We start from the raw sequence: 25,658 nt of genomic DNA, 5'->3' as shown, positions 1-25,658 counted from the left end.
TCCAGCAGGCTGTCACGCCCCGCGGCTGTGATCACCACGATAATCAGGGCTATGCCCAGCATGGACACCACAGGCATCGCCTGGTCCAGCCATTTCGCCCTGCCGTGCAACAGCTTGTTGAAAAGCAACCCGGCGCCTATGGGAATAATGATCATTTTAACAATGTCCCACATCATCGCCATCACATCGATCTCTATAAACTCTCCCGCCAGCAACTTCATCAACACCGGGGTCAGGAAAGGGGCTAAAAGGGTGGCTATAGACGTAATGGTCAGGGACAACGCCAGATTGGCTTTGGCCAGGTAAGCCATTACATTGGAAGCCATACCACTGGGAGAGCAACCGATAAGCACAATTCCCGCAGCGATCTCCGGGGGAAAATCACTCACCGTAGCCAGGGCAAAACCTGACAGGGGCATGATGATAAACTGCGCCGTTACCCCGATAAATACCCCTTTGGGCGATTTGATCACGGACTCAAAGTCCCGCGCACTCATCGAAGTGCCCATGCCGAACATAATCACCTGGATCAAAGGGGTGATCAAACCTGTCAGTTTAAAATCACCGATACGGATAAAGTAATGCGGGTAATACATCGCCATGGATACCGCGGCAAAGATCATAATGGTATATACATAGCCCCGTAAATGGGCAAAACCGGAAAAGCCTATGGCCAGAGCAACAAAAAACAACACCAGGACAGGGCCTGCCTCCGGGATAAATCCCATCAGGGCCATAACGACATATACCAGTAACAACAAGGCTGCGAGGCCCAGAACAGTGAAAAATACTTTCTTTTTCTCCAAAATATGGGTTTTTAATAATTGGTAAGATGATTACAGTTTATACGCCTGCCGGGCCAGGAGTTTCCACTCCCCTTCCTGCTTTACATAAACCAGTACATTGCCGATACGGATATCCACAGGCTCCCCGGCATTGGTCGCCTTTGCTTCGAATATATGGCGTACAATGGCGGTACTGCCCGAGACCACAATCCGCTGGTCTGTAAAATCTACCTCTGTAAAATCGAAAGCACCATGAACAAGATCGTCTATAAATTTATCCTTGTCCTGGATAACACCGCTCGAATGACCATAGGTCAGCTCATCGGAAGTCAGATTGCTCAATAGGATTTCATCCGGCTCTATAATAACGCCACGGAGCAACTCCACCACAGCTTTCACCGCGTTCTGTTCCTGGGCAACGCTAATTATCATTTCCCCTTGTGCTATCCCACTTTTCTGTTGTTCTTTTTTGCCTTCGCTACAAGATATAAACGATCCTAAAAATAAGAGCAGAAGAGAAACCTTTTTTATTGTTTTCATAATTCATTTTTTGGTGTTTTGGTGGGTCCGGTCTATGTATCAACCTTGTTTTAATATCTCTTTTACCCTGTTGGCCACAATATCTACCTGTTCCGGTTTTAATAAAACCACGCCGACATTCAATACTTCCCTGGAATTTCTGGTAGCCAGACTGGCAACTATACTCGGATTACCGTTTTTCAGTTTTTCATAAACCTCCTTAGGGCCTATGGAAATATCTTTCCTGTCCCAAAAAACATCTAAAGTCGGAAATACGTTGGCACGCCCTTCCGGAACATAAACCTTTGTCCTGACACCCGAAACTTCCGTTAGAATATTCTTTACGGATGAGATTCTCTTAAGCCACTCCTGCCATTCTTTTTTATGATCTTTTTGTAAATACGCTTTCAGGGCAGCATACATGCCAAAAATTTCTTCCTTGTTCACTTTCATCGGTCTTCCGATGGGGGCTTCGTAAGGACTGTGATTCAGTTTTGCAGCTTCAATCAGGTCTTTCCTGCCGAAAAGCAAGCCCGCACTTTGCGGTCCCCGGATCATTTTACCCCCGGAAAAAGTAACCATGTCAAATCCCATTTCCTGGTACTTGAACAAATTCTCAACCGGGGGAACGTCTGCCGCCGCATCGATAAAAGTTGGGATATCATGCTGCTTGCAAATCGCTATGAAGTCTTCATGGTTAATACTGTCTTCTCCGCCATACCAGGATGTAGCCGCATTAAAAAACAAGGCCATGACCGTCCTTTCATTTATGGCTTTTTCCATGGCCACGGCATTTTCCACCTCTACGATCTTTGCACCGGTAGTGGTAATGGCCTGGTCAAAAACGTAGCGGTGCTTCTTCTGCATAATTACCTCCGGCCGTGGTCCGGGGAGATTGGGAATTTGCTTGCGCTTGTCTTCATCCATCCCTGTTATGGCAGCGGCCGTTCCCAGAACCAGGGCGCATGCGGCACCGGAAGTAACCATCGCCGCTTCGCAATGCAACATTTCGGCAATTTTTACCCCTACTTTATCCTGCAATTCATGCATGTCGGCAAAATCATGTGCCGTAGCGTTAATGGCTTCCAATACTTCCGGCAGCATCAGGGAACCTGACAAATAGGTCATGGTTGCCGCGGCATTGATAACCCTGGTAACGCCCAGTTCCTCAAAATAATCGGGAACGTTCGGCCGGGGAGCAATATTTTCTGCAAAAAGGGAACCGGAAGAGAACAATCCTCCCGTAATACTTCCCATCAAGGGGAGTAATGGTAATCCCTTGACGATATCTCTTCGTTTCATGTATTTCGTTTTTAGTGGTTATATTGTATTACCAGGTCCTTTGCTTCATAAATTCTTCCAGTTCTTCCCGGCTCATCGGTAGTTCATCTTCATGCTGGCTCAGCCACTGAAGAAAATGCTCTCTGATCTTACCTGTCCATTCACTGTCTATCTGTCCGGAGGTATACCTTCCCTCTCTCAACATTTGCTGACCGAACTTGTCCCGGAGCGTTATAAACTCGGCAGTAATAACAACCTTTTCAGCCAGATGGGCAGGAATAAAAATAACTCCTTCCGGTTTGGCCAGGACCAGATCGCCCGGCATCACCAGGGCTTGTCCCATTCGTATAGGCGTATTTAACCCGGCAAGCATCACATCCTTTAAATAGGTAGGATTCCAGTTTTTCACAAAGGCATTAAAGCCATTTATACGGGACAATCCCTCCATATCCCGGGAAGAACCGTAGAAAACAACTCCATTACCGCTTTTTGCATAAATGGCATTTCCCAGGTTATCGCCTATCAAAGTCCCTCCCATAGTCTTCCCGAAAGAATCGGCAACATATACATCGCCTTTGGTGAGTGTTTCGATAGGCCATGAATTGGTATTTCCTGCACGGCCTTCTTCTTTTCCTCTTTCTTTGATCCGGTCTTCTACATCCGGGCGACTGGGCAGGAACATTGCCGTTACGGCACGGCCTGTTATGGTTATGTCTTTATCCAATATTTTCCAATCGCCTTCATACTGGGAATTATATCCTTCGTTATTTAATATCTGCCAGGCTTCATCTATAGAGATATTACTTGCCCGTTCGATAAGGTCGTCCGGTATTTTGGGGCGACCGTTATCAAACCGTTCACCTTTCCAGGCCCCGGTTAAATACACGAGTTCTTCTTTACTGATTTCCTGGCCGTATGATTGTATGAAGCAAGAACAAAACAGGGCCAAAAACAAGAATGTCTTATTGGGTTTATACATAGGTAGCGTCTTTTTTAGATTATTTATCGGGCATCGGGAGCATCCCAGAGAGGGCTGGACAACCCGTTGAGATCATACACTATTTCCCCGGCCCTGACGGTCATTTCACATTGCAGCTTTTGATCGCCTTTCATTTTGTTTCCCGCACTGTCCACAAAGCCAAAATCTCCTTTTAACACGGATAAAACAGCAATGTCCGCCACGCTACCTACACTCAGGTTTCCCAATTCCTCATGGTGAATTACCCGGGCAGGTTTCCAGCTTGAAGCTTCGATAACATCAGCAAGGGGCATGCCCAGGTTCAGGAATTTGGACATGACGTTGAGCTGGTCTTTCATTCCCCCGTTCATACTTTCCGTATGTATATCGGTACTGATGGCATCCGGAAAAAAACCCTTTTTAATGGCCGGTATGGCCTGGGCAAATGCGAAGCTACCACCACCATGACCGACGTCGAAAACGATGCCTCTTTCCCTCGCCTTGGTGGCATAGTCATACAACTCTCCGGTTTCAGGATTTAGTATGGTCATACGGACATCGGCAAGGTTGGCGTACATATGGGTAAAAATATCTCCGGGACGGAGCTCTTCCAATAGCAATTTGGTGAGGGACAAGGGAGGCTCATGTCCACCGAAATCTATCATTACGGGAACATTCGCCAGTCTTCCTGCTTCAACGGCACGCTCAATAGGTGTCCATTCGGCACCGGAATAATGTGCTACTTTTATACCTACCAGCTCTGGATTCTGCGCTATGGTCATAGCCGTCATTTTTGCATTCATGTCTTCCAGGTCCTGCTCCCATACGCCGCCACGCATTCCTTCGCCTACAATATTCAAAAAGGACAAAATTCTTGTTTTGGAATGTGCTATCGTCTGTTTCTTGTACTTTTCGAAACTCTTCCAGCCCGGACTTCCGGCATCAACGGCCGTGGTCACTCCCGAACGAAAGGTAAACGCATCGGGCTGTACGGCATAATACCCGTTACAGAGATAGTGATTTTCTTCTGTACCTATAAAATGGTGACTGTGCAGGTCTATAAGACCCGGGGTTACATATAACCCTTTTACATTAACCACCATTTTGGCATCTTTGACATTCAAACGGTTGGATACGGCCACTATAGTATCGTTACTAACGGCTATATCCATTATTTTTTCGTGTATTTTATTTTTAGGGTCTATTACTGTCCCCCCCTGGATCAACAAGTCGTATTTCTGGGCTACAGCATGTAATAGCGGAAATAAAACACATATAATAGTACTAAGGATTATTCTTCTGTTTTGCATCATATACTTTTTTGGTGTAAGATCTCTGATAGTCTGGAAGCGACTATGCGCTCCTGGCCGGGTTTTAGCATCCAGGTGGTAATGCTTACCGAGTTTTTACCGCCACCTGCAATTTCTATAGAGGGATGCCCTTTTCGCATTTCCTCTTTCAACTGGTCCCCGGAAATTCTTAATTGCCTTGTGTCCCATGAAAGGTTTAAAGTGGGTACCACGTTGGCCAAAACGGGCACATCTATTTTCGCTTTTAATCCGGAAATATCATCAATACCACTTTTTATAAGATTGACCTGGCTTTCCCACAAAGCCCAATCCTTTTCATGATCGCGTTTCAGATAGCTTTCAATCGCTACCATCATGGCTACGATCTCTTCCTTGTTTACTTTCATTCCCCTGCCGATAGTGTTTCCCCGTGGCGGGGCGCTTACCCTGGCGGCATCTATATATTTCTTCTTGCCGAGAAGTACTCCCGCGCTTTGCGGACCACGAAGACCTTTGCCTCCGGAAAAACACACCATATCGAATCCCATATCGGTATATTTCGAAAGGCTTTCCACCGGTGGTACATCGGCTGCACAGTCTATCATTGTAGGTATCTTGTGCTCTTGGCAAACTTCGAGGACGCCGTCCCACTGTATTTGTCCTTCATAATTCAGAAAATTCACGAAGTAATACATGGCCGTGTTCTTATTGATCGCTTTTTTCAGTTCGTCCTTTGTATCTACATATACGATCTTCACCCCACAGTTCTCAATAGCATGAGCATATTCTATGTAATGCTTACGCTGCATGATCACTTCGGTTTTCATACCGGTCCCTGCCAGGTGCGGAAGTTTTGCCGCCTTTTCCGGATCGGTACCGGTCAACACCCCGGCAGTGCCAAGGGTAATTGCCGAAGCCGCTCCCGAAGTGACCGTAGCTGCCTCACAGCCAAGTAAAGCAGCTATACGTTCACCTACTTTATCCTGAAGTTCATCGATATTGACAAAGTCTTCGGAAGTTCCCATATAGGCCTGTTTTACCTCATCTGCCATCAAAGATCCGGTCATGGAAGTATAGGTGCCGGCCGCATTGATAAAAGTCCTGACACCCAGTTCCTGCAAATAATTACGGGCAATTGGCATTGTCACTTCAGGCTGTATTAACCTAGAGGCTGTTGCGAGATCAAAAGACATCAGACCTCCCATAAGCGGGAGGGCTGATAATTGTTGTATTAACCTGCGTCTGCTGATCATAGCTTATGATTTTAACGTAGCAATACAGTCTATTTCCACCAGCGAATCCCCGGGAACACCTCCATATACCGCTACGGTAGTACGTACCGGAGGTTTCTTTCCGAACTTGCCGTGGTACACTTCGTTCATGGCTTTGTAATCGTGCAGATCGGCCAGATATACATTCACTTTCAATACATGCTCCATAGAAGAACCTGCCTTTTCCAGTTCTTTTTTCAGTTCTTCCAGGACGTGCTCCGTATGGTCTTTGATATCTCCTTCGAAATGAGCTCCCTTCCCGGCAATATACACCAGCCCGTTATGCACCACCGAGCTGGAGAACAGGGGGACCTCCTGGTCCTCATCTTCTTCTCTTTTAAACCTGGTAATCGGTGAAGCTGATGCATTTCCGGGGCTTCCCGAATTCAAAGTTCTTCCGAAAGCAGCTACTCCGACCAAACCTAAAACCGAGGTAGCAATTTTGCGCAAAGCGCCTCTTCTTTGTGTTTCCATAATAATCTCTGTTTTTATTGTTCGACATCCCACCAAACCCGTGTTACAAACGTGTCCGCTCCCTGGATCTTAATCGCTTCCTGGTAGCTTTCCGTATTCACGCTTATTTCACTTGGCGGATAAGTTAATCTCCTTGGTATAGTCCCGTTGGTCAGGTTTCCGGTGACATCCACCGGGGTCAGTTCGGGGTATCCCGTTCTTCTCCAGTTGGAATATACTTCTATTTCATCCGGGAAAACGGACACCCAGAACTGGGTATGAATAGCTTCCATCTGCTCTTCAAAAGAAGATGGCAGAGGATGGCTGTCAATATAATCCTGTATCTTGTCACTTGGAATAGCCGCACCATTCCCATAAAGGCTTCCCATATTATTCATAGCGTTACCAATTGCTTTCTCATAATAGGCAGACGGATCTCCGGAAGTCCATCCCCGTACGGCGCTTTCGGCCAGGAGCAGGTTCATTTCTGCGCTTCCCATTACGGTCAATGATGCGGTAAGAGAAAGGAAAGTCCCCAGGTTAGGTTCGGATAACGCCCCGAAGTCAGCCGGTTTGTTTACCAGTCCGTTTGGCATCCCCTGCTGAATAGTAGTAGTAGTATCCTGTAATCCGTTTACCCAAACGGCTGCTATGGAGGTTAAACGAGGATCGTCATTTTCCCTGAGATGATTTATAAAAGTAGCTGAAAACTTTCCGCCTTCGGTATTGCTTGACCCTCCGTTGGATACACTATAATTATTATTGCGCAACTGAAAGGAAATAGGATTTGAATTGATTTCCTGGCCGCCTACATAAGGCATGATCGCCTCATCCGCTGTATTTTCTATAACTCCTCCGGCAATAGCGGTCTGAGCCCATGTTTGCGCCGAAGAAGCATCGACCTTGGTCATTCGCATGGCCAGACGAAGCATGAGGGAATATGCGAATTTTCTCCATTTCCCGATATCTCCTCCGTAGATAAGATCGCCACTACCAAAGGTTTCTTTGCCGCTGTCGAAAGCATCAATAGACGTTTGTAATGTGGAAAGCATACCTTTATAGATATCTTCCTGGGTATCGTAAGCCGGACTGTAGTTTCCTTCGCCATACGCGGTAACAGCTTCCGTGTATGGGATCATCCCGTACAAATCGGTTACCCGGTGAAAGATGTACACTTTCCATATGGAAGCGATGGCATGCATATTCGCTTTATCTTCATCGCCTTCCAGAACATTTACGACTTTTCCGATCTCATTGATCCCATCTACATAGGCTCCGGAAAAATAGGCATAAGGATATGTTCCGGAGGTATAAACATATTTATCTCCCAATCCCGGAACTTCGAGATAGGTGGCAAAATGTTGTACAAACCCTCCCGCAGAAAACTCATATACTGTTCCGGTACTATTGTTCAATGCATCGTAAAGCGATTTGGTAAACATATATTCGGGCTCCACCTGGGTTGAAGCATCCGGGTTCGTGTTCTCTTCTTCAAAGCCTTTGTCACATGACACCATGAACAACGGTGCCCATATCCATAAAGCGACGAGGTATTTTATGTTTAGTTTCTTCATGATGATTTCCATTAAAATTTTAGCATTAGGTTCAGGCCGTAACTCCTTGTTCTCGGAAGTGCAAAAGATTCGAATCCCTGGGCATTACCGTTGGTAAATGCGGATTCGGGATCAAAATTGTCCGTTTTACTATAGAGCAGGGCCAGGTTCCTGGCTATGAACGATACGGATGCGGATTGCAGTTTGAACAACTTCAGTTTATCCACCGGGATATTGTAACTCAATACGACCTGTCTCAGCTTTACAAAACTCCCGTCGTATATAAACTGGTCCGAATAGTTTTTCATATTCTCATAATAGGACCGGATTTCGGAAGAAGGAATATTATTGGTATAGGGGTTTCCGCTTTCATCAACACCGGTTAATGCCAGGCCTTCTTCACGTCCTTCCAGGGTTCTTTTGGACAGGCCAAAGCGTGTGGCATACACGTTTAACACGGAGAATACATCGTTACCAAATCTTCCGTCAACCAGCACATCCAAAGAAAAGTTCTTGTATTTAAAATGATTATTAAGCCCCATGGAAAGCGGAGCTACGGAATTCCCTATTTTTTTCAGTTCGCTTTTTACGGGGAAACCGGAGGAGGAATCGAAAACGATGTTCCCGTTGTCGTCCCTTAACATGGAATATCCCTTGATAATACCAAAAGGCTGTCCGACTTCATGGTGGATTTCTGCCCAGGCCCCTACGGAGCTTGCCACGGAAATCGTATTCAACCCTTCAGCCAGTTGTACTACTTCGCTATTGTTATAGGCAAAATTATAACCGACATTCCAGGTGAAATTATCGTTTCTCACCGGGGTTCCGTCGAGAGTAACTTCAATACCTTTATTGACCACTTTACCTACGTTGAAATAGGTATATTCATATCCTGTGGTAACGGGTAATTGTGCATTTACGATATCATCGGTTGTCGTTTTGTTGTAGTAAGCTACATCAAAACCAAAACGATTACCGAACATTTTGGATTCAAGACCGAATTCATAGGTGGTGGAAGTATAAGGGCGCAAATCGGAATTAGCCAGCAGGCGCTGTCCGGAAACCTGGGTAACCTGTTGTAACGGTTCTCCGCTACTCGGCACCATGGTATAGCTTTCGCTAAGGGTATAAGGGTCAGGCAAACCTCCGCCTACCTGTGCCCAGGAACCCCTGAGTTTTCCGTAGTTCACCCATTCCGGCAATTTCAGTACCTGCGAAAATATGAACCCGGCACCTACGGACGGATAAAATATATTGTTATTGCTGTTACTGCCGTCAGAAGCTGTTAAGGTAGAGAACCAGTCTTCCCGGGCCGTTGCGTTAAAGTACAGGAAGTCCTTATAACTCAGATCCAAAGAAGCAAAAACAGAATTTGTGGTCAGGTGTTTATTCGTAGGGATGGTAGTACTCGTGGCCAGGTTGGTAAAGCTGTAGAAGAACGGGATAATAAACTGGGTACCGTCAAAAGACGTCTGTTCGTTCTTGTACTTCCGGATATTGCCGCCTACCATGGCCCCGAGGTTAATATCCTCCGATATGTCCTTGTTGTAGTTAATGTTCAACATGCTGTTGGTTTCACTGACGATAAGATCAAAACCGTGATATTCACCTGCGGCATTATTGGTATAAAGGGTTCCTGTAGGGAGTATCGCGGTAAAATTAAAATTGCTGTAATCCTTACTTACCGATCCTTTAACGGACAACTCTTCGGTAACCTGATAATTTAATGAAAACTGTCCTATAAAACGGTCCCTGACTTCATTATTTTTAAACTTGTTCGCTACGAAATAGGGGTTTGAAGCGTAAGGCGTTTCGTTCCATTCTATTTCTGTACCATTTTCGTCATAACCGGGGTCCAGCCATCTGGCATCCACGGTATTGGCCAGCATATTTAGCCAGTTGGGATTTCCGGTTGCATCTCCTGCACTCGATTTGTTATACGCCTTGGATTTATTGAACTGGACCATTCCTTCCAGAGTCAGTTTTTCTCCTATTTTAGAATTGAAGTTCAGGCTAAATATCCGTCGGTTAAAGCTGTTGTTAGGCACTAAACCTTTATTATCCGTATCCGATGCCGAAAACCTGTAACTGGTCTTTTCTCCTCCTCCACTGATCGCCACTGTGTTGGTAAAAGTAGTACCGGTATTATAAAAGTTTTTGACGTTGTTCTTCTTAGCCGTATAAGGATGTAGCTGTCCGTCAAAGGCAATATAATCAGAACCATCGATGAGGGCTCCCCAGTTTCTCCTGCCCCAGGTAACGGCCTCGGATTGATTGCCGGGTTTTTGCCCGCCGTTCCCCTGCCCGTATACGTATTGCCAGTCGGTAAAATCCATAGGGGAATCGAGGGTAAAACTGGAGTTCACTTCTATGCCTATACCTGTTTGTAAAGCGCCTTTTTTGGTGGTGATAATTATGGCCCCGTTGGATGCCCGTGAACCGTAAAGAGCGGCTGCCGTGGCTCCCTTCAATACACTTATAGATTCGATATCATCAGGGTTAATGCCTCCCGTACCATCGCCATGGTCAATGTTAAAACCTCCTCCGCTTGTAGAAGCGCTACCTCCCATAGTGGTATTGTCCATAGGCATCCCATTGATAACGTACAGCGGTTGATTATCTCCGGACAGCGAGGTATTACCGCGGATGACAACCCTGCTGGACCCCCCGGCCCCGGTAGCAAGACTGGAAACATTCACACCTGCTATTCTCCCGGACAGCGCGTTTGCCAGGTTTGTTTCTTTGGCCTGGGTAAACTGGTCGCCGCCCACTTCGGTAACGGCATAGGTCAGGGAGCGTTTTTCCTTTTTAATACCCAATGCTGTTACCACAACTTCACCTAACTGCTCCGTATTGGGCATTAATTTCACATTTATCACAGTTTCACCGCCCACTGTTATTTCCTGAGGTTTAAAACCCATTGCCGAAAATGTGAGTACCGCGCCTTCATTTACGGCAATGGCATAATTTCCGTCAAAATCGGTGGACGTACCGTTATCGGTCCCCTTTTCTACAATGTTTACGGCAGGTAAGGGTATCCCCTGATCGTCTGCAACAACTCCGGTAACCTGAAGCTGTACCGGTCCCCGTACATCAGGTTTGGCAGAAGGCGGATTGGCCAGGCTTTGCTTTTTTCTCTTTAAAAGAAAGACCTGCTTGTCCAGAATCGCGTATTCCGTCTCCGAACTATTGAACATTACATCGAGTACTTTGGTAATTAATTCATTAGATACTTTTAAGGTTATCTTCCTGTTCAGATCCACATCTTCCAGTTTGTACACAAACTGGTAATCTGTTTTGCGCTCTATCTGCTCCAGAACCTGCCGGACAGATTTTTGACTGATGTCCAAAGAGACCTTATTATGCTGCGAATAGGAATTATTCGCATGCATAGCAAAAAGTGCCATAAATAGGAAGAGTGCACTTAGCTTCATCTTAAGGTCAAATTTTAATAGCTGAAAATTACTTTTACGCTTAAGAAGTTTTTTCATACTTTTGTACTGTTTATGAGTGGTTAATGACTAAGGATTAATCGCATCGTATGTAATCGGGAAATGGGCCAACATTTTCCGATTTTTTTTATCTCCGATGCACGTCTTTTTTCGTTTCAAAATGTTACATAGGCATTTTTTTATTTTATTATAATAGTATCTTCTTTAATAGTATAGCTTATACCGTACATCTTTTCAAAGTAAAAAAGAATACGTTCAAGCTTGACATCGCTTCCGAAACTGGTATTGAATTTTGATTTTCCCAGTTCCTGGTTATCATTGATAATTTTTACGTTATAATGTCTTTCCAGGGTTTCGAGAATCTCATTAAAGGTTTTGTTCCTGAATATAAGTTTACCATTCATCCATGCGGTATACAGGTACGTATCTACTTCTTCCACATCTATCGTCTCGGAATTACTTTTCAGTTCTCCCCTGAAACCGGGTTTTAACACCACCCCGGTTTTGTGCTGTTTATCAGGCGTATTGGGTTGCATTTTTACGGAACCTTCTACCAGCACTACTTCCGAAAGGTCTTTGTCCCGATAGCTGGAAATATTGAACTTCGTTCCCAACACTTCAATCTGCAGATCATCCGAACTAATCACAAAAGGATGTTCTTTATCCTTCGAAACCTCAAAAAATGCTTCTCCTTGCAGATATACTTCCCTGTTTCCCGTATTGCGGAAATACACCGGATATTTCAGAGTTGTCCCGGCATTCAGATGCACTATAGTACTATCTGCCAGTACCAGCTTAAACCGGTTGCCGTTAGGTACTTCGATGGTATTGTACTCCGGATCACCGCTATTTTTTGCTTTTGACAAAATATTGTAGTAATTGAGCTGGTTGGACTTGTAGTGACTTTTGACCCTTCCATTGCTCGTAACATCTACCAGTGTATCTGCCAGGTTCAAAACCCGGGTCTTTCCGTCACCCAATTTCAGGACTACCGATGTATTGGTATCCACCAGATCGTCTGGATTGACCTTAGATGAAAGGTACTCCCGAATAAAAAAAACAGACCCTAAAACCAGGATTAAAATGGCGGCTGCCATGGAATAAGTAAAAACCCTGGTACTTAATTTTCTAACCGGTTTTTCTTTTTCATTGATTTTATTCCATATTTTTGGATAGGTTTCGTCCGCATCGCCATTATGAAGTAGCTGTAACAGGTCCTGGTTTGATTTCACATAGCCCTCAAACACCTTTTGATTGTCCGGAATAGCTAACCAATCCCGGAGTTCTTGCAGTTCTTCCGGCGTCAGGGAATCCGATAAAAATTTAACTATTAGCACTTCCAAATTAACATCATTTTTAACCTATTACGTTGATTTCAACAAAACCCTTAACAATAATTTAATTTTTTTTTCAATATTTATCTGTTTAAGGGAATTTTTTCTAAAACTAAACTAACTCAGAATGGATAAAAGCATAGTTAAATCTATTAAAGAAGATGACGAAAAAGCCTTTTATATTTTTTTTACGGAATACTACAGCAAGCTTTTTGCCTATACTATGTCTCATGTGGTAGATAAAGACATTGCAGAAGACATAACACAACAAGCTTTTGTCAATTTTTGGATAAACCGGAAAAAGATAAACGAAAACGATTCCCCGAAAAGTTATTTATACACCACTGCGTACAACCTCTATGTCGATTATTACAGAAAAGAAAAAATGCAGTATTCTGTTTTCGATCAGCTTAAGGCAAAAGCCATTGAAGAAAACGAAAGGGAAAACAAGGAACTCACCGAAAGGCGCCTGCAAAGGCTGAAAGAAACTATAGACATATTACCCTATCGTTGTAAAAGAATTCTGGAAATGAACAAGATCGAAGGTCTCAAATATCGTGAAATATCGGAAATACTGGGTATATCGGTCAAAACGGTGGAATCGCAAATGCGGATAGCATTTCAAAAAATCCGGGAGGCATTTAAAGACGAGGAACTGTTCCTTTTTTTCCTGTCCAGAACTTTCAATAATGAGAAAAGCACACTTAAACAAAAAATCCAGACTTAAGACTACTAAAACCACAAAAAAATCCCGATTCGTATTTGAACCGGGATCTCTGCTGGCAGTTGGCCTACAAGGACTCGAACCTTGAACGACTGAACCAAAATCAGCTGTGTTACCAATTACACCATAGGCCAGTGCTTTATTGCGGATGCAAATTTATAACAAAGTTTGATTTGCACAAATATTTTTCACCTTTTTTATTTCCCCTCATAGTTCCTCCCGGCTACGATGATTGGAGGGCTTTAACCTTTATTTAAGAAAATAAGATGGTTTTATTCTTATTTTCACTTTCTAAACACCAAAATATCCATGATTACAACTGTTTTTAACCGCTGGAATACACTTCTCGGATGGGTTGTATTCCTCATTGCTTTAACGACATACGGGCTTACAGTCGAGCCTACGGTAAGTTTCTGGGATTGCGGGGAGTATATTGCTACTTCCTCCGGACTGGAGGTAGGACATCCTCCGGGGGCCCCTCTTTTTCAAATGCTCGGTGCCGTTTTTTCCATATTCGCAACGGGGCCCGGGGATATTGCCCTGGCTGTCAATTGTATTTCGGTACTATCCAGTGCGTTTACCATTTTATTTATGTTCTGGGTCATCACCAACCTGGTGAAAAAGATCGCTATAAGAAACGGAGAAATGTCCGCAGAAACTGCCATTGCCATTTTAGGTAGTGGAGTTGTTGGTTCCCTGGCCTTTACTTTTTCCGATTCTTTCTGGTTTAGCGCCGTAGAAGCCGAAGTTTATGCCATGGCCAGTCTTCTGATGTCCCTTCTGTTATGGCTGGGACTAAAGTGGACCGACAATCTGCATTCTCCCCGGGGAAACCGGTGGTTACTACTTATAGCCCTCATTACCGGTATGGCATTCGGACTGCACTTCATGGGATTTCTCGCCATCCCTTCTGTTGTTCTTCTGTACTATTTTAAAAAATACCGCTCCACAACGGTTAAAAATTTCATAGCAGCTCATTTCTTAGCAATCGTTATTCTCATTCTTGTATATCAATTCTCACTCACATATATTTTGAAGTTATTCGCATGGGGTGAGCTGTTTATTGTCAACCACACCGGATTACCGTTTCATTCCGGTAGTATTATCACGGCACTTGCAATAATCACATTATTCGGTTTTGCGCTCCGGTACACCAGGCGGAGAAAACTATACCAGGCCAATACTTTAGTACTTTGCCTGTTGCTAATGTATATTGGTTTCTCTTCCTGGCTGATGCTGCCAATACGGGCCAATGCCCATACGCCTATTAACGAAAACGACCCGTCGGATGCCCGCCTCCTCCTCTCTTACTACAACCGGGAACAATACGGAGATGCCAATTCTCCACTCTACGGCACCATGTATTCTGATATGTTTGCCGAAAAAGATGCGGACCAGCCGTTCAAGGACGATAAACCAAAATACGAACAGGATGAGAAAACAGGAAATTATGTGGTTGTCAACAAGTATAAAAACGTTCTCCAAGCCCCCAACAGTAGGCATGTAGGTATTTTGCCACGAATGTGGAGCAGGGAACATGCAGCTAACTACATGAAACTCTCCCGCCCGTTACAGTTCAGCATTAAATCCGAATATATCTCCAACAAAGAATTAAAAGACACCATAAACCGGTTTAAAGCAGATTATACTTCGGGCAAGATCAACGAAGAAGGTTATGTGGATTTCCTGCAACAACTGGCACCCTATATAAACGTAGCCCCTCCCGCTCTGTGGGACAATCTTAAATTCATGTTCCAATACCAGTTCGGCTATATGTACTGGCGCTATTTTATGTGGAATTTTGCAGGACGCCAGAACGATATCCAGGGACAAATGGATAATAACGGTAACTGGATAAGCGGTGTAAAGGCCGTAGATGAAAAATTCATAGGTTCTCAGGATAACCTGCCATCGGATGTTTTGAACAATAAGGCGAGGAATACATATTTCTTTCTTCCTCTCCTCTTAGGACTGGTAGGACTTCTTTTCCAGGTACGAAAAGACCCGAAACGCTTTTGGGTGCTTTTTGTGTTTTTTATCTTTACTGGTATTGCCATACAATTTTATACCAATGTACGCCCCTTCGAACCCCGAGAAAGGGATTATTCCCTTGTTGGCTCCTTTTATATTTTCGCTATCTGGATCGGCATGGGAGTTTTTGCCCTGTACAACGGCCTTCGGAAATTACTGTCGCCGAAAATATTGGCACCGGCTGTTAAAATAATCTGCCTGCTTGCCGTACCTGTGATTATGGCTTATCAAAACTGGGATGACCATGACAGGTCCGATCGTTATATTGCCCGGGCTATGGCCAGAAACACGCTCGATTCCATTCAAAAGGATGCTGATGCCATCGTATTTACCCTGGGGGAAAACGATATTTTCGGTATGTGGTATGCCCAGGAGGTGGAAAAACACCGTACCGATGTGCGGGTGGTTTACCCGGGTTACCTGGCTACAGACTGGTATATCGACCAGATGAAACAAAAAGCTCATAAAAGCAACCCCGTCCCTTCTCAACTGATACACAAACAGTATGTATACGGAACAAGAGATATCTTGTATCATCAACCGCTTACGGAAGAAAGGTGGGACATTAAACGCTTTATGAACTGGATTGCCAATGATGAAAATACGGTAGAAAACCTCATCCGCCGACAAGGTGGCTCCCCGGAACAATACCCGGAAGCCTTTCGGAATACTGTCTTCTATCCTACCAATAAAATCCGGGTTCCCGTAAATAAAGAAAATGTACTGCGCAGCGGACTGGTTAAAAATAAAGATGAACATCTAATAACGGACTATATAGACATAGACCTACCCCAAGGCGGTATGACCAAAAGCCAGATGATGCTGCTGGATATCCTTGCGAATAACGACTGGAAACGTCCCATTTATTTCACCGGGGGAAGTTTTGACCCGGCAGATTATTTATGGCTCCGGGAATATATGCAACTGGACGGGTTGGTATACAAACTGGTTCCCATAAAAACTCCCGTGTCCAAAGAAAATCCTTATGAAATGGGCAGGATCGACAGTGACCTCATGTATGATAAGGTTATGAAGTGGGATTGGGGGAATTCCGATAAAGAGGGCGTTTATCACGACTCCATTATACGCAGGAGAAGTATTTCATATCGCATAAATATGGCACGCCTTGCGGAAACACTATTACGGGAAAACAAAAAGGATAGAGCTATTAAAGTCATGGATCTGGCCATACAGAAGATGCCACCGGACCATTACGGGTATTACACCTTTCTGGAACCATTTATAGAAGGTTACTACCAGGCCGGAGATACCGGAAAGGCCCGGGACCTCTTTCGGAAAACCAGTAAAAAATATCAGGAGAACCTGGATTACTACCTGACTTCGTGCAACCATCCGTTCATTACGGCAGAAGACATAGTGTTCGATATACAGCGTTACAGGTCACTGGTAGATATTGTGGTGAAAAACGATGAAGAAGCATTCGGAAAAGAAGAAACCACAAGGTTTAACCGCTACCTTGACCGTATGGAAAACGATTATCTGTCAAGGCAATCCGCAAAACTGTAAGAACCGTTAAATAGATAAAAACCCGCCTTATATACCGAATAATTATTAAATTCGCCTTTTCAGAGAAAACCAGGTTTATGACGACAGACATATTTAAACGATGGGATACTATTACCGGATGGATCATATTTGCCATCGCTTTACTGACTTACGCGCTCACCGTTGAACCCACGGTAAGTTTCTGGGATTGTGGAGAATACATATCAACTTCGGCAAGACTTGAAGTAGGGCACCCTCCGGGGGCGCCACTCTTTCAGATGCTGGGCGCTTTCTTCGCCATGTTCGCCCCAAGTACGGAATACGTAGCCCTGATGGTCAACTGTATGTCTGTACTTTCCAGTGCCTTCACCATACTCTTTTTGTTCTGGATCATTACTAACCTGGCCGGAAAAATGGCTGCCAGCGAAGGCGAAATATCCCGTCCGGCAACCATCGCTATTCTGGGTAGTGGCGCAGTAGGGGCCCTGGCCTATACTTTTTCCGACAGTTTCTGGTTCAATGCCGTGGAAGCAGAAGTTTATGCCATGGCTAGTTTACTGATGTCCCTCCTGCTATGGCTGGGTATCAAGTGGGTTGACGAGCTCCATTCTCCCCGGGGTAACCGATGGCTGGTTCTCATAGCCCTTGTAACCGGCCTTACCTTCGGTGTACAGTTTATGGGGTTCCTGGCTATTCCCACCATAGGGTTATTATATTATTTTAAAAATTACAAGACCGTCACGGTAAAGAATTTTTTACTTGCCAATATTGCCGTGGTGGTAATCCTGCTTCTCATATATAAATTTTCACTGACCTATGTCCTGAATTTTTTCGGATGGAGCGAGATATTCTTCGTAAACACCATAGGCTTGCCATTTAATTCGGGTACCATTATTATGGTAACCATCTTTATACTGATATTCTATTTTGCCCTTCGATATACCCGGAAGCACAGACTTTACCTGGCCAATACCATCACCCTCTGTTTTATGTTCATGTTTATCGGCTTCTCTTCCTGGCTGATGCTGCCTATCCGGGCAAATGCACATACGCCAATTAACGAAAACGATCCGGCTGATGCCCGTGCGCTCCTGGCTTACTACAACAGGGAACAATATCCCGGTGTGGACAGTCCGGTTTACGGGGCCATGTATTCGGATATGTTTGCAGGACAGGATGAAGCAGAGCCTTATAAAGATGATACGCCCAAATACGAGCAGGACAAAAAAACAGGAAAATATGTTGTCGTAAATCATTACGAGAACTCCATTCCTAATTCCAACAGTAAACACGTAGGCCTGCTTCCCCGGATGTGGAGTTCAGAACACGCAGCCAATTACATGAGATTTACCAGGCCCCTGGATTTCAGAATAAAATCGGAATACATTTCCAATACCGACCTGAAAAATGCCATTAACCAGTTCCGGACCGATTATGCGAACGGCAGGATAGACGAAGACGGCTATGTGAATTTTCTTCAGCAATTCGGTCAGTATATCAATGTAGACCCGCCCGCATTGTCCGACAATATAGGCTTTATGTTCCGGTATCAGTTCGGATATATGTACTGGCGCTATTTTATGTGGAATTTTGTGGGACGCCAGGATGATATCCAGGGAAAAATGGACAATCACGGCAACTGGCTGAGCGGTATTAAATTTATTGACGAATGGCACCTCGGCCCGCAGGATAACCTGCCTTCAGATGAACTGAACAATAAAGGCAGGAATACTTATTTCTTCCTACCCATGATCCTTGGTATTATAGGACTTATTTTCCAGATCCGGAGAAATCCGAAACAATTCTGGGCACTCTTCGTGTTTTTCATGTTTACGGGTATAGCCATTCAGTTCTATACCAACGTCAGGCCTTTCGAACCACGGGAAAGGGATTATTCGCTGGTAGGTTCTTTCTATATTTTTGCGATATGGATAGGCATCGGTGTCTTTGCCCTGTACGAAGAATTTAAAAAACGGCTCTCTCCTAAAATACTGGCCCCCGCTGTTACGGCTGCATGTCTCCTTGCCGTTCCGGCAGTTATGGCATACCAGAACTGGGATGACCACGATCGCTCCGGAAGATATACGGCCGAAGCTATAGCGAGGAATTATTTGAATTCTATCCAGGAAGATGCCGGCTCCATTATTTTCTCTATCGGGGACAACGATACTTTCGGCCTGTGGTATATCCAGGAAATCGAAGGGCACCGTACCGATGTAAGGGTGATAAATTCCAGTCTCTTTGCTACCGACTGGTATATTGACCAGATGAAACGAAAGGCATACGAAAGCGAACCCATACCTTCACAACTCACCCATGCACAGTATGCTTATGGAGTACGGGATGCCATTTACTACCAGAATCTTACGGATGAACGCTGGGACATAAAAAGATTCATGGATTGGGTAGCCAATGATGACAACACCATAGGAAACCTCATAAAAAGGCAGGGGGGGGATGTACGGCAGTATCCGGAAAACACCAAGAGTACCATATTCTACCCTACCAATAAAATAAGAATACCCGTCAACAAGGAAAACGTTCTCAAAAGCGGGCTGGTGAAAGAGAAAGATAGCGCTCTTATTGTGGATTATATAGATATAGATCTCCCGAAAAACGCTATCGGCAAGAACAGGATGATGATGCTGGACATCCTTGCAAATAACGACTGGAAACGTCCTATATACTTTACCGGAGGAAGCTTCGCCGCCGCAGAATACATCTGGATGAAAGATTACCTCCAGCTGGATGGCATGGTTTACAAACTGGTTCCTATCAAAACTCCTGGAGAACAGGGAAATTTTGAAATGGGAAGAATTGATAGTGACCTTATGTATAATATCGTTCAGAAATGGGCTTGGGGGAATTCCGGTTCCCCGGACATATATCACGATCCGGAGACCCGTAAAAACAGTATTTCGTACCGAAGCAACATGGCCAGGCTCACCGACACCCTCCTGAAGGAAGGCGAAAAAGAAAAAGCCAGGGAGATTATTGACCTCACCATGGAAAAATTTCCATTCGAATATTATGGGTACTATGTTTTCCTGGAGCCTTATGTAAATGGCTATTACAAAACCGGGCAGACCGAAAAAGCAAGGGAACTGTTCCTGAAAATAGCCGGAAAATATCAGGAAAACCTGTCTTATTATCTCTCCTCCAGAAGCGCATTTACATCCCAGGAAAGTATTATCTATGACATACAGCGTTACAGAAGTGTACTGGATGTAGTCGTAGAAAATGATGAAGAAAGTTTCGGAAAAAAACAAACCGACACCTTCAACAGCTACCTGGACCGCCTGGAACAATCCTATAACGGACCGGCAAGTGATTCCATAGAAATTATGGAGGAACCACCGGTAAAACAGCCCATCGAACAACCAATGGAAGAACAACCTGTGGAATAAATAATTCCGTGTATTTTAACATTTTTTCAAAAAGAAAAAAGACAATTTTGTATATTAGTACCATTATATCTTTTTAGAATTTTATAATTTATATTAAAACAGCTATGGGTTTCTTCAAAGACTTTAAATCGTTTTTATTAAAAGGAGACATTGTTAACCTGGCCACCGCCGTTATCGTAGCCGGAGCATTCGGTAAGATCGTTTCCTCCTTCACCAACGACATACTGATGCCCCCCGTTGGATTATTACTGGGAAATATGGATTTTTCCGAGTTGAAATACGAATTAAAAGAAGCAGTAACAAATGCTTCCGGAGAAATTACCCAGGCAGCCGTGACCATTAATTACGGTAACTTTATTCAATTTATTATTGACTTCGTTATCATAGGGTTGTGCATCTTTGTATTGCTCAAAGCATATGAAAAAAGCAAGAAAAAAGAAGAGCCCGCCCCTGTAGCACCAAAAGGACCTACACAGGAAGAATTACTTACGGAAATAAGAGACTTATTGAAGAAATAAACCGCTTCACTACATATTCTAATCTAAACCCTCCCCAAAAAAGGAGGGTCTTTTTTTGCTCACCCGGAGGTATGCTTAATTCAAAAAAGGTTTCGACCCCGCTCCGGACAGCACACCAAAATAGAGGGCTGATTATCAGATAAAAAATAACCGGGAAAAACACTGCAGAGCTACCGGATCTCCAACTTTAAAAAAAATGAATTGTTTTAAATAGAACATTTTGTTTTAAAATTATATTTCTTTCCCAAATAACTTGCCCGTCTGGTTTTTATACCTACTTTTGCTAGCTCAAAATTGTTTAACCGATTTTTGCTGATATAAACATATGAAATGCCCGTAACCAATTTTTTGGACATCTACCTATACGGTAATCGGGGCATTTCACCTGCCTGCCGGCAGGTCTGACCATTTAAAAACAAATAAATATTAACAGATGAAAATTGCAGTTGTAGGCGCCACCGGAATGGTTGGCGAAGTTATGTTACAGGTGCTTGAAGAACGCCGTTTTCCCATAACAGAATTATTACCCGTGGCTTCGGAAAGATCCCTGGGAAAAGAGATTCTTTTCCAGGGCAAGCCCCATAAGGTTATTAGTCTAGCCGATGCGGTAGTTGCCAGACCGGCAATCGCGTTGTTCTCAGCAGGCGGCGCTACTTCTCTTGAATGGGCTCCTAAATTTGCAGAAGCAGGGACTATTGTTGTAGACAATTCCTCTGCATGGCGTATGGACCCGGAGAAAAAACTGGTAGTTCCGGAGATCAATGCCACAACAATCACAAAAGAAGACCGGATCATCGCTAACCCTAACTGTTCCACCATACAAATGGTTATGGCCCTGGCTCCGTTACATAATAAATATACCATAAAAAGGGTAGTGGTCTCTACCTACCAATCCATTACAGGCACCGGTGTAAAAGCCGTACGCCAGCTGGAAAACGAATACAAAGGAATACAGGGAGAAATGGCCTATCCTTATCCCATACACCGAAATGCATTACCGCACTGTGACGTATTTGAAGAAAACGGCTATACTAAAGAGGAAATGAAACTCGTAAGGGAAACTCAAAAAATATTGGACGACAATACCATTGCCGTTACCGCTACCGCCATCCGGATTCCCGTAGTGGGCGGTCACAGCGAATCGGTAAACCTGCAGTTTGAAAATGACTTTGAAGTAGAAGACATCCGCAGAATCCTAAACGAGACTCCCGGAGTTACCGTACAGGACAATACGGACACCAATACCTACCCGATGCCGATATACGCACGGGGCAAGGATGATGTCTTTGTAGGAAGGATAAGACGGGATCATTCGCAGCCCAATAGTCTTAACATGTGGATCGTGGCAGACAACCTTCGAAAAGGTGCCGCCACCAACACCGTTCAGATCGCGGAATATCTTGTTGCCAATAAACTGGCAGAGTAAGATTTCCGGCCACGATAAAAAGTGTACTGAGTTCTGAATTCAGTGCACTTTTTGCTTTTCAACACAAGAAGACAGCTTACATTATTTCCTTCCCGATAACGAAGGAATCTACAATACCCTCCTAAGGTTTTGTTAAAAACCTGCTCCGTTCCGTTTTGTTTTTCATATTTTTGCATGCAATGAAGGCATTTAGGGCGCATATCAGTTTTTCCCTTGTGGCCGCAGTATTATTTTCCATACTGTTCCAGGCCTATCATGTCATTGATCACGCTTCCGAAACACCGCTCTTACTTAAGGAGAAGCAAAGTACGATCAACCAATCGGTGTCCAAATGTCTCGTTTGTGATTTCAAATTCTCAATCTTTAATACTCCAGAAATTATAAATTTCACTCCGCAAGGGGCTATGGAGTTTACAATTTACATCAACTCCTATATTCCTCCTGCACTTTCTGCATCGGGTGAGGGTATAAAGGCCCTCAGGGCTCCTCCTTATGCATAAACAGTATTTTCTGACCAGATAATTGTTACTATCCTATCGTGTGTTTTTACGGGTATAGTATCTTTTTCCGATACTTTCCGAATTACATATTTTTCCAAAACAGGGCTGTAACCGGCATGAAAATACTTTCTTTCCATTACAGGGAAGACTAACTGCATTCCACAACAGGGAATTATTCTCAGAATTCCTTGTCGATCCTAATCAAAAACCAGTTGAAGGCTTATGAAATTAGTATTTCCTTTATTTCTGTTCATTTCCTTGTTTGGAAATCCGGAAGTCGTTCTATCTCAAAATTGCAGCGCTGTGCTTCAGGGTGAAGTAGTAGACTTTCACGATGGTACTCCGCTAATGAATGCGGTAGTACAGATTCTTGATACCAAAAAGGCCACAGTCACCGATATCGATGGTAAATTCACTATTACAGGAATATGTCCGGGTAGCTATGAAATGGAAATATCACACGAATCATGTACCACCCGTATTATGAGTATTGAGATCTCCGGAAATACCAAACAGCGTATTACTCTGGAACATCACCTTGAAGAACTCAAAGAGGTCGTAGTAGAAGGCAACAGAGACCATCCGATTACCAACTCGGGTACGGAGCAGGTACTACACCAGGAAGTCATTGAAAAGTTCAGTAGTGCCTCATTGGGAGATGCCTTAAAGGAAATAAGCGGTGTGTCATCCCTGAATACGGGAAGTTCCATCGTAAAACCGGTAATACAGGGATTGCACAGCAGCCGCGTTATCACTATGAACAACGGGGTACGGTTACAGGACCAGGAATGGGGAATGGAACATGCTCCAAACCTCGACCTGAACGCGGCCGGCAGCCTGACCGTCGTTAAAGGTGCGGCAGCCCTGCAATACGGTGGCGATGCCATAGGAGGAGTGATCATTGCCGATCCGCAGAAAATCCCGGTAAAAGATACCTTATACGGCAAAACCCTCCTTTCCGGAGCCACAAATGGCCGGGGGGGAGCATTAGTTTCGTCCCTTACCAAAAGTTACAAGAGCGGGTGGTATTGGTCCGTTCAGGGTACATTAAAACGTTACGGGGATTTCAAAGCCCCGGATTATTCCCTGACAAATACCGGATATTCGCAACAAGCTTTTACCTCCTCATTCGGATTAAACAAGTTCACATACGGATTCGATTTTTACTATAGTTTTTACCGCAATGAAATAGGGATATTAAGGTCCTCCCACATCGGCAGCCAGGAGGATCTGCTCAACGCCATTAACAGTCGGCAGCCTTATGTTATAGAACCCTTTTCCTATGACATCAATGCTCCCAAACAGGAAGTTACTCACCACCTGGCAAAACTTCGTTTCTTTCAGAGATTCGAAAAACTCGGAAAGTGGAATGTGCAGTACGATTTTCAGCAGAACAACCGGCAGGAATACGATATCCGGAGAGGAAACCTCAAAGGAGTACCTGCTATGGATATGGAACTTACCACGCATACCCTGACCTCCGACTTTCAGTTCGATGCCCACAGCGGCCGTAAAATAAATACGGGCGTTATGCTCCGCTACCAAACGAACCTGCCAGACCCGGAAACGGGTGTACGCAGGTTAATTCCGGATTACGACCGTTATGATGTCGGGGCTTTTGCCTCCATCTCCCAATACCTGACGGATGTCCTGGTCCTGGATGCCGGCTTGCGTTATGATTTCTCTCATCTTGATGCGAAGAAATTCTACCAGAAGAGCCGTTGGGAACAACAAGGATATGATGAGGATTTTCAGGATATTATTATAGAAGATTACGGAGATCAGTGGCTGACCAATCCGGTTTTCGATTTCCACAGTATTTCCGCAACGGCCGGCCTTAAATACAAGTTAGGTTCTAATGAAATACATTTTAACTATGCCATGGCCAACCGCGCCCCCAACCCGGCAGAACTATTCAGCGACGGGCTTCACCATTCCGCTGCTGCTATTGAACTGGGGGATTTGAGAATGGATCAGGAAACATCGCACAAGTTCTCTTTTTCCTTTTCCAGGGATACAAAAAAATTACACTTAACCCTGGTCCCTTATGCCAATTTTATTAATGATTTTATGCTTCTGGAACCCACAGGGGGCGAACTGACCATCCGGGGAGCATTCCCCGTATGGCAATATAAACAGGTGAACGCCCGTTTTTTAGGCGTGGATTTCGATGCTACCTACCACATCTCTGACAACTGGGTTTTTGAACATAAATTCGCATACGTCCACGCCAGGGACGTAACAAGAGACAGGCCTCTTATCGATATCCCGTCTGCCAATACTTCAAACCGGGTAACATTTACCAAACCGGAATGGAGAAACCTGCAATTAACGCTGAGAAGCGACTATTTCTTCAAACAAAACGAATTCCCCGACAACAACTTTGATCTCCGAGTAGTAGAGAACGGAGAATATGTAAACCGGGAAGTGGATATAAGCACTCCTCCCGGCGCCTATCATCTTTTGGGAATGGACGCATCCGCCGGTTTTCCATTCCTTAAAAAATCGGAGATAACCGTAGGGGTTTCCGTCAATAATATTTTCAATACAAGCTACAGGGATTACCTGAACAGGCTCCGGTTTTTCTCGGATGATCTGGGCAGAAACTTCCAGCTGCAGATAAAGATTAATTACTAATTTAATAACCATTT

17 protein-coding genes and 1 tRNA gene are annotated in these 25,658 nt (G+C 44.3%); 7 read left to right on the top strand and 11 right to left on the bottom strand.

Translation table 11 applies throughout. From position 1 onward, the window contains the following. The 10 genes from ACVBDY_RS20055 to ACVBDY_RS20010 all read right to left on the bottom strand — a co-directional run. The coding region (locus ACVBDY_RS20055; protein WP_447177245.1) for a bile acid:sodium symporter family protein at positions 1-806 on the bottom strand (806 nt) is incomplete at its 3' end. A 30-nt stretch (positions 807-836) separates the two neighbouring features. After that, entirely contained in the window at positions 837-1,325 is a 489-nt protein-coding gene (locus tag ACVBDY_RS20050) for a nuclear transport factor 2 family protein (protein WP_447177244.1), read from the bottom strand. Between the two features lie 39 nt (positions 1,326-1,364). After that, positions 1,365-2,606, bottom strand: a complete 1,242-nt coding sequence (locus ACVBDY_RS20045) for an aminotransferase class V-fold PLP-dependent enzyme (RefSeq protein ID WP_447177243.1) — start codon at positions 2,604-2,606, stop codon at positions 1,365-1,367. 28 nt (positions 2,607-2,634) lie between these two features. After that, positions 2,635-3,564 carry an RraA family protein gene (locus tag ACVBDY_RS20040; RefSeq protein ID WP_447177242.1) on the bottom strand — a complete coding sequence of 310 codons (930 nt, stop codon included), beginning with the start codon at positions 3,562-3,564 and terminating at the stop codon, positions 2,635-2,637. Between the two features lie 23 nt (positions 3,565-3,587). Continuing rightward, positions 3,588-4,856: an amidohydrolase/deacetylase family metallohydrolase gene (locus ACVBDY_RS20035; protein ID WP_447177241.1), complete on the bottom strand. Its 1,269-nt coding sequence runs from the start codon at positions 4,854-4,856 to the stop codon at positions 3,588-3,590. Beyond that, positions 4,853-6,085, bottom strand: coding sequence for a DegT/DnrJ/EryC1/StrS family aminotransferase (locus tag ACVBDY_RS20030; RefSeq protein WP_447177240.1), 1,233 nt, complete (start codon positions 6,083-6,085; stop codon positions 4,853-4,855). The genes ACVBDY_RS20035 and ACVBDY_RS20030 overlap by 4 nt, the downstream gene beginning before the upstream one ends. Before the next feature lie 3 nt (positions 6,086-6,088). Beyond that, the gene (locus ACVBDY_RS20025; protein WP_447177239.1) at positions 6,089-6,577 is read right to left on the bottom strand and encodes a RidA family protein; all 489 of its coding nucleotides are present in this window, start codon (positions 6,575-6,577) and stop codon (positions 6,089-6,091) included. Between the two features lie 14 nt (positions 6,578-6,591). Next, positions 6,592-8,130: a SusD/RagB family nutrient-binding outer membrane lipoprotein gene (locus ACVBDY_RS20020; RefSeq protein WP_447177238.1), complete on the bottom strand. Its 1,539-nt coding sequence runs from the start codon at positions 8,128-8,130 to the stop codon at positions 6,592-6,594. 11 nt (positions 8,131-8,141) lie between these two features. Continuing rightward, entirely contained in the window at positions 8,142-11,600 is a 3,459-nt protein-coding gene (locus tag ACVBDY_RS20015; RefSeq protein ID WP_447177237.1) for a SusC/RagA family TonB-linked outer membrane protein, read from the bottom strand. A 140-nt stretch (positions 11,601-11,740) separates the two neighbouring features. Continuing rightward, positions 11,741-12,898, bottom strand: a complete 1,158-nt coding sequence (locus ACVBDY_RS20010; protein ID WP_447177253.1) for a FecR family protein — start codon at positions 12,896-12,898, stop codon at positions 11,741-11,743. Between the two features lie 124 nt (positions 12,899-13,022). On the opposite strand from ACVBDY_RS20010, the gene ACVBDY_RS20005 reads away from it, so the two are divergent. Further along, complete coding sequence (locus ACVBDY_RS20005; protein ID WP_447177236.1) at positions 13,023-13,622, top strand: RNA polymerase sigma factor; 600 nt, start codon at positions 13,023-13,025, stop codon at positions 13,620-13,622. Between the two features lie 59 nt (positions 13,623-13,681). Here the strand turns inward: ACVBDY_RS20005 and ACVBDY_RS20000 are convergent. Continuing rightward, positions 13,682-13,753 (bottom strand) — tRNA-Gln (locus ACVBDY_RS20000). A gap of 175 nt (positions 13,754-13,928) precedes the next feature. On the opposite strand from ACVBDY_RS20000, the gene ACVBDY_RS19995 reads away from it, so the two are divergent. From ACVBDY_RS19995 to ACVBDY_RS19970, 6 genes are all read left to right on the top strand, one after another. Beyond that, positions 13,929-17,177 carry a protein O-mannosyl-transferase family gene (locus ACVBDY_RS19995; protein ID WP_447177235.1) on the top strand — a complete coding sequence of 1,083 codons (3,249 nt, stop codon included), beginning with the start codon at positions 13,929-13,931 and terminating at the stop codon, positions 17,175-17,177. A 77-nt stretch (positions 17,178-17,254) separates the two neighbouring features. Then, entirely contained in the window at positions 17,255-20,563 is a 3,309-nt protein-coding gene (locus ACVBDY_RS19990) for a glycosyltransferase family 117 protein (RefSeq protein ID WP_447177234.1), read from the top strand. Positions 20,564-20,667: 104 nt separating this feature from the next. After that, on the top strand, positions 20,668-21,081 hold the full coding sequence (gene mscL, locus ACVBDY_RS19985; protein ID WP_447177233.1) for a large-conductance mechanosensitive channel protein MscL: 414 nt from the start codon (positions 20,668-20,670) through the stop codon (positions 21,079-21,081). A 433-nt stretch (positions 21,082-21,514) separates the two neighbouring features. Beyond that, a complete protein-coding gene (locus ACVBDY_RS19980; protein ID WP_447177232.1) occupies positions 21,515-22,507 on the top strand; it encodes an aspartate-semialdehyde dehydrogenase in 993 nt (330 codons plus the stop codon). Between the two features lie 179 nt (positions 22,508-22,686). After that, complete coding sequence (locus tag ACVBDY_RS19975; RefSeq protein ID WP_447177231.1) at positions 22,687-23,007, top strand: hypothetical protein; 321 nt, start codon at positions 22,687-22,689, stop codon at positions 23,005-23,007. A 222-nt stretch (positions 23,008-23,229) separates the two neighbouring features. Continuing rightward, positions 23,230-25,644, top strand: coding sequence for a TonB-dependent receptor (locus ACVBDY_RS19970; RefSeq protein ID WP_447177230.1), 2,415 nt, complete (start codon positions 23,230-23,232; stop codon positions 25,642-25,644). The last annotated feature ends 14 nt before the right edge of the window (positions 25,645-25,658 follow it).

Source organism: Sinomicrobium halophytocola, from assembly GCF_052983395.1.
This window is presented reverse-complemented; position numbering and strand designations above follow the sequence as displayed.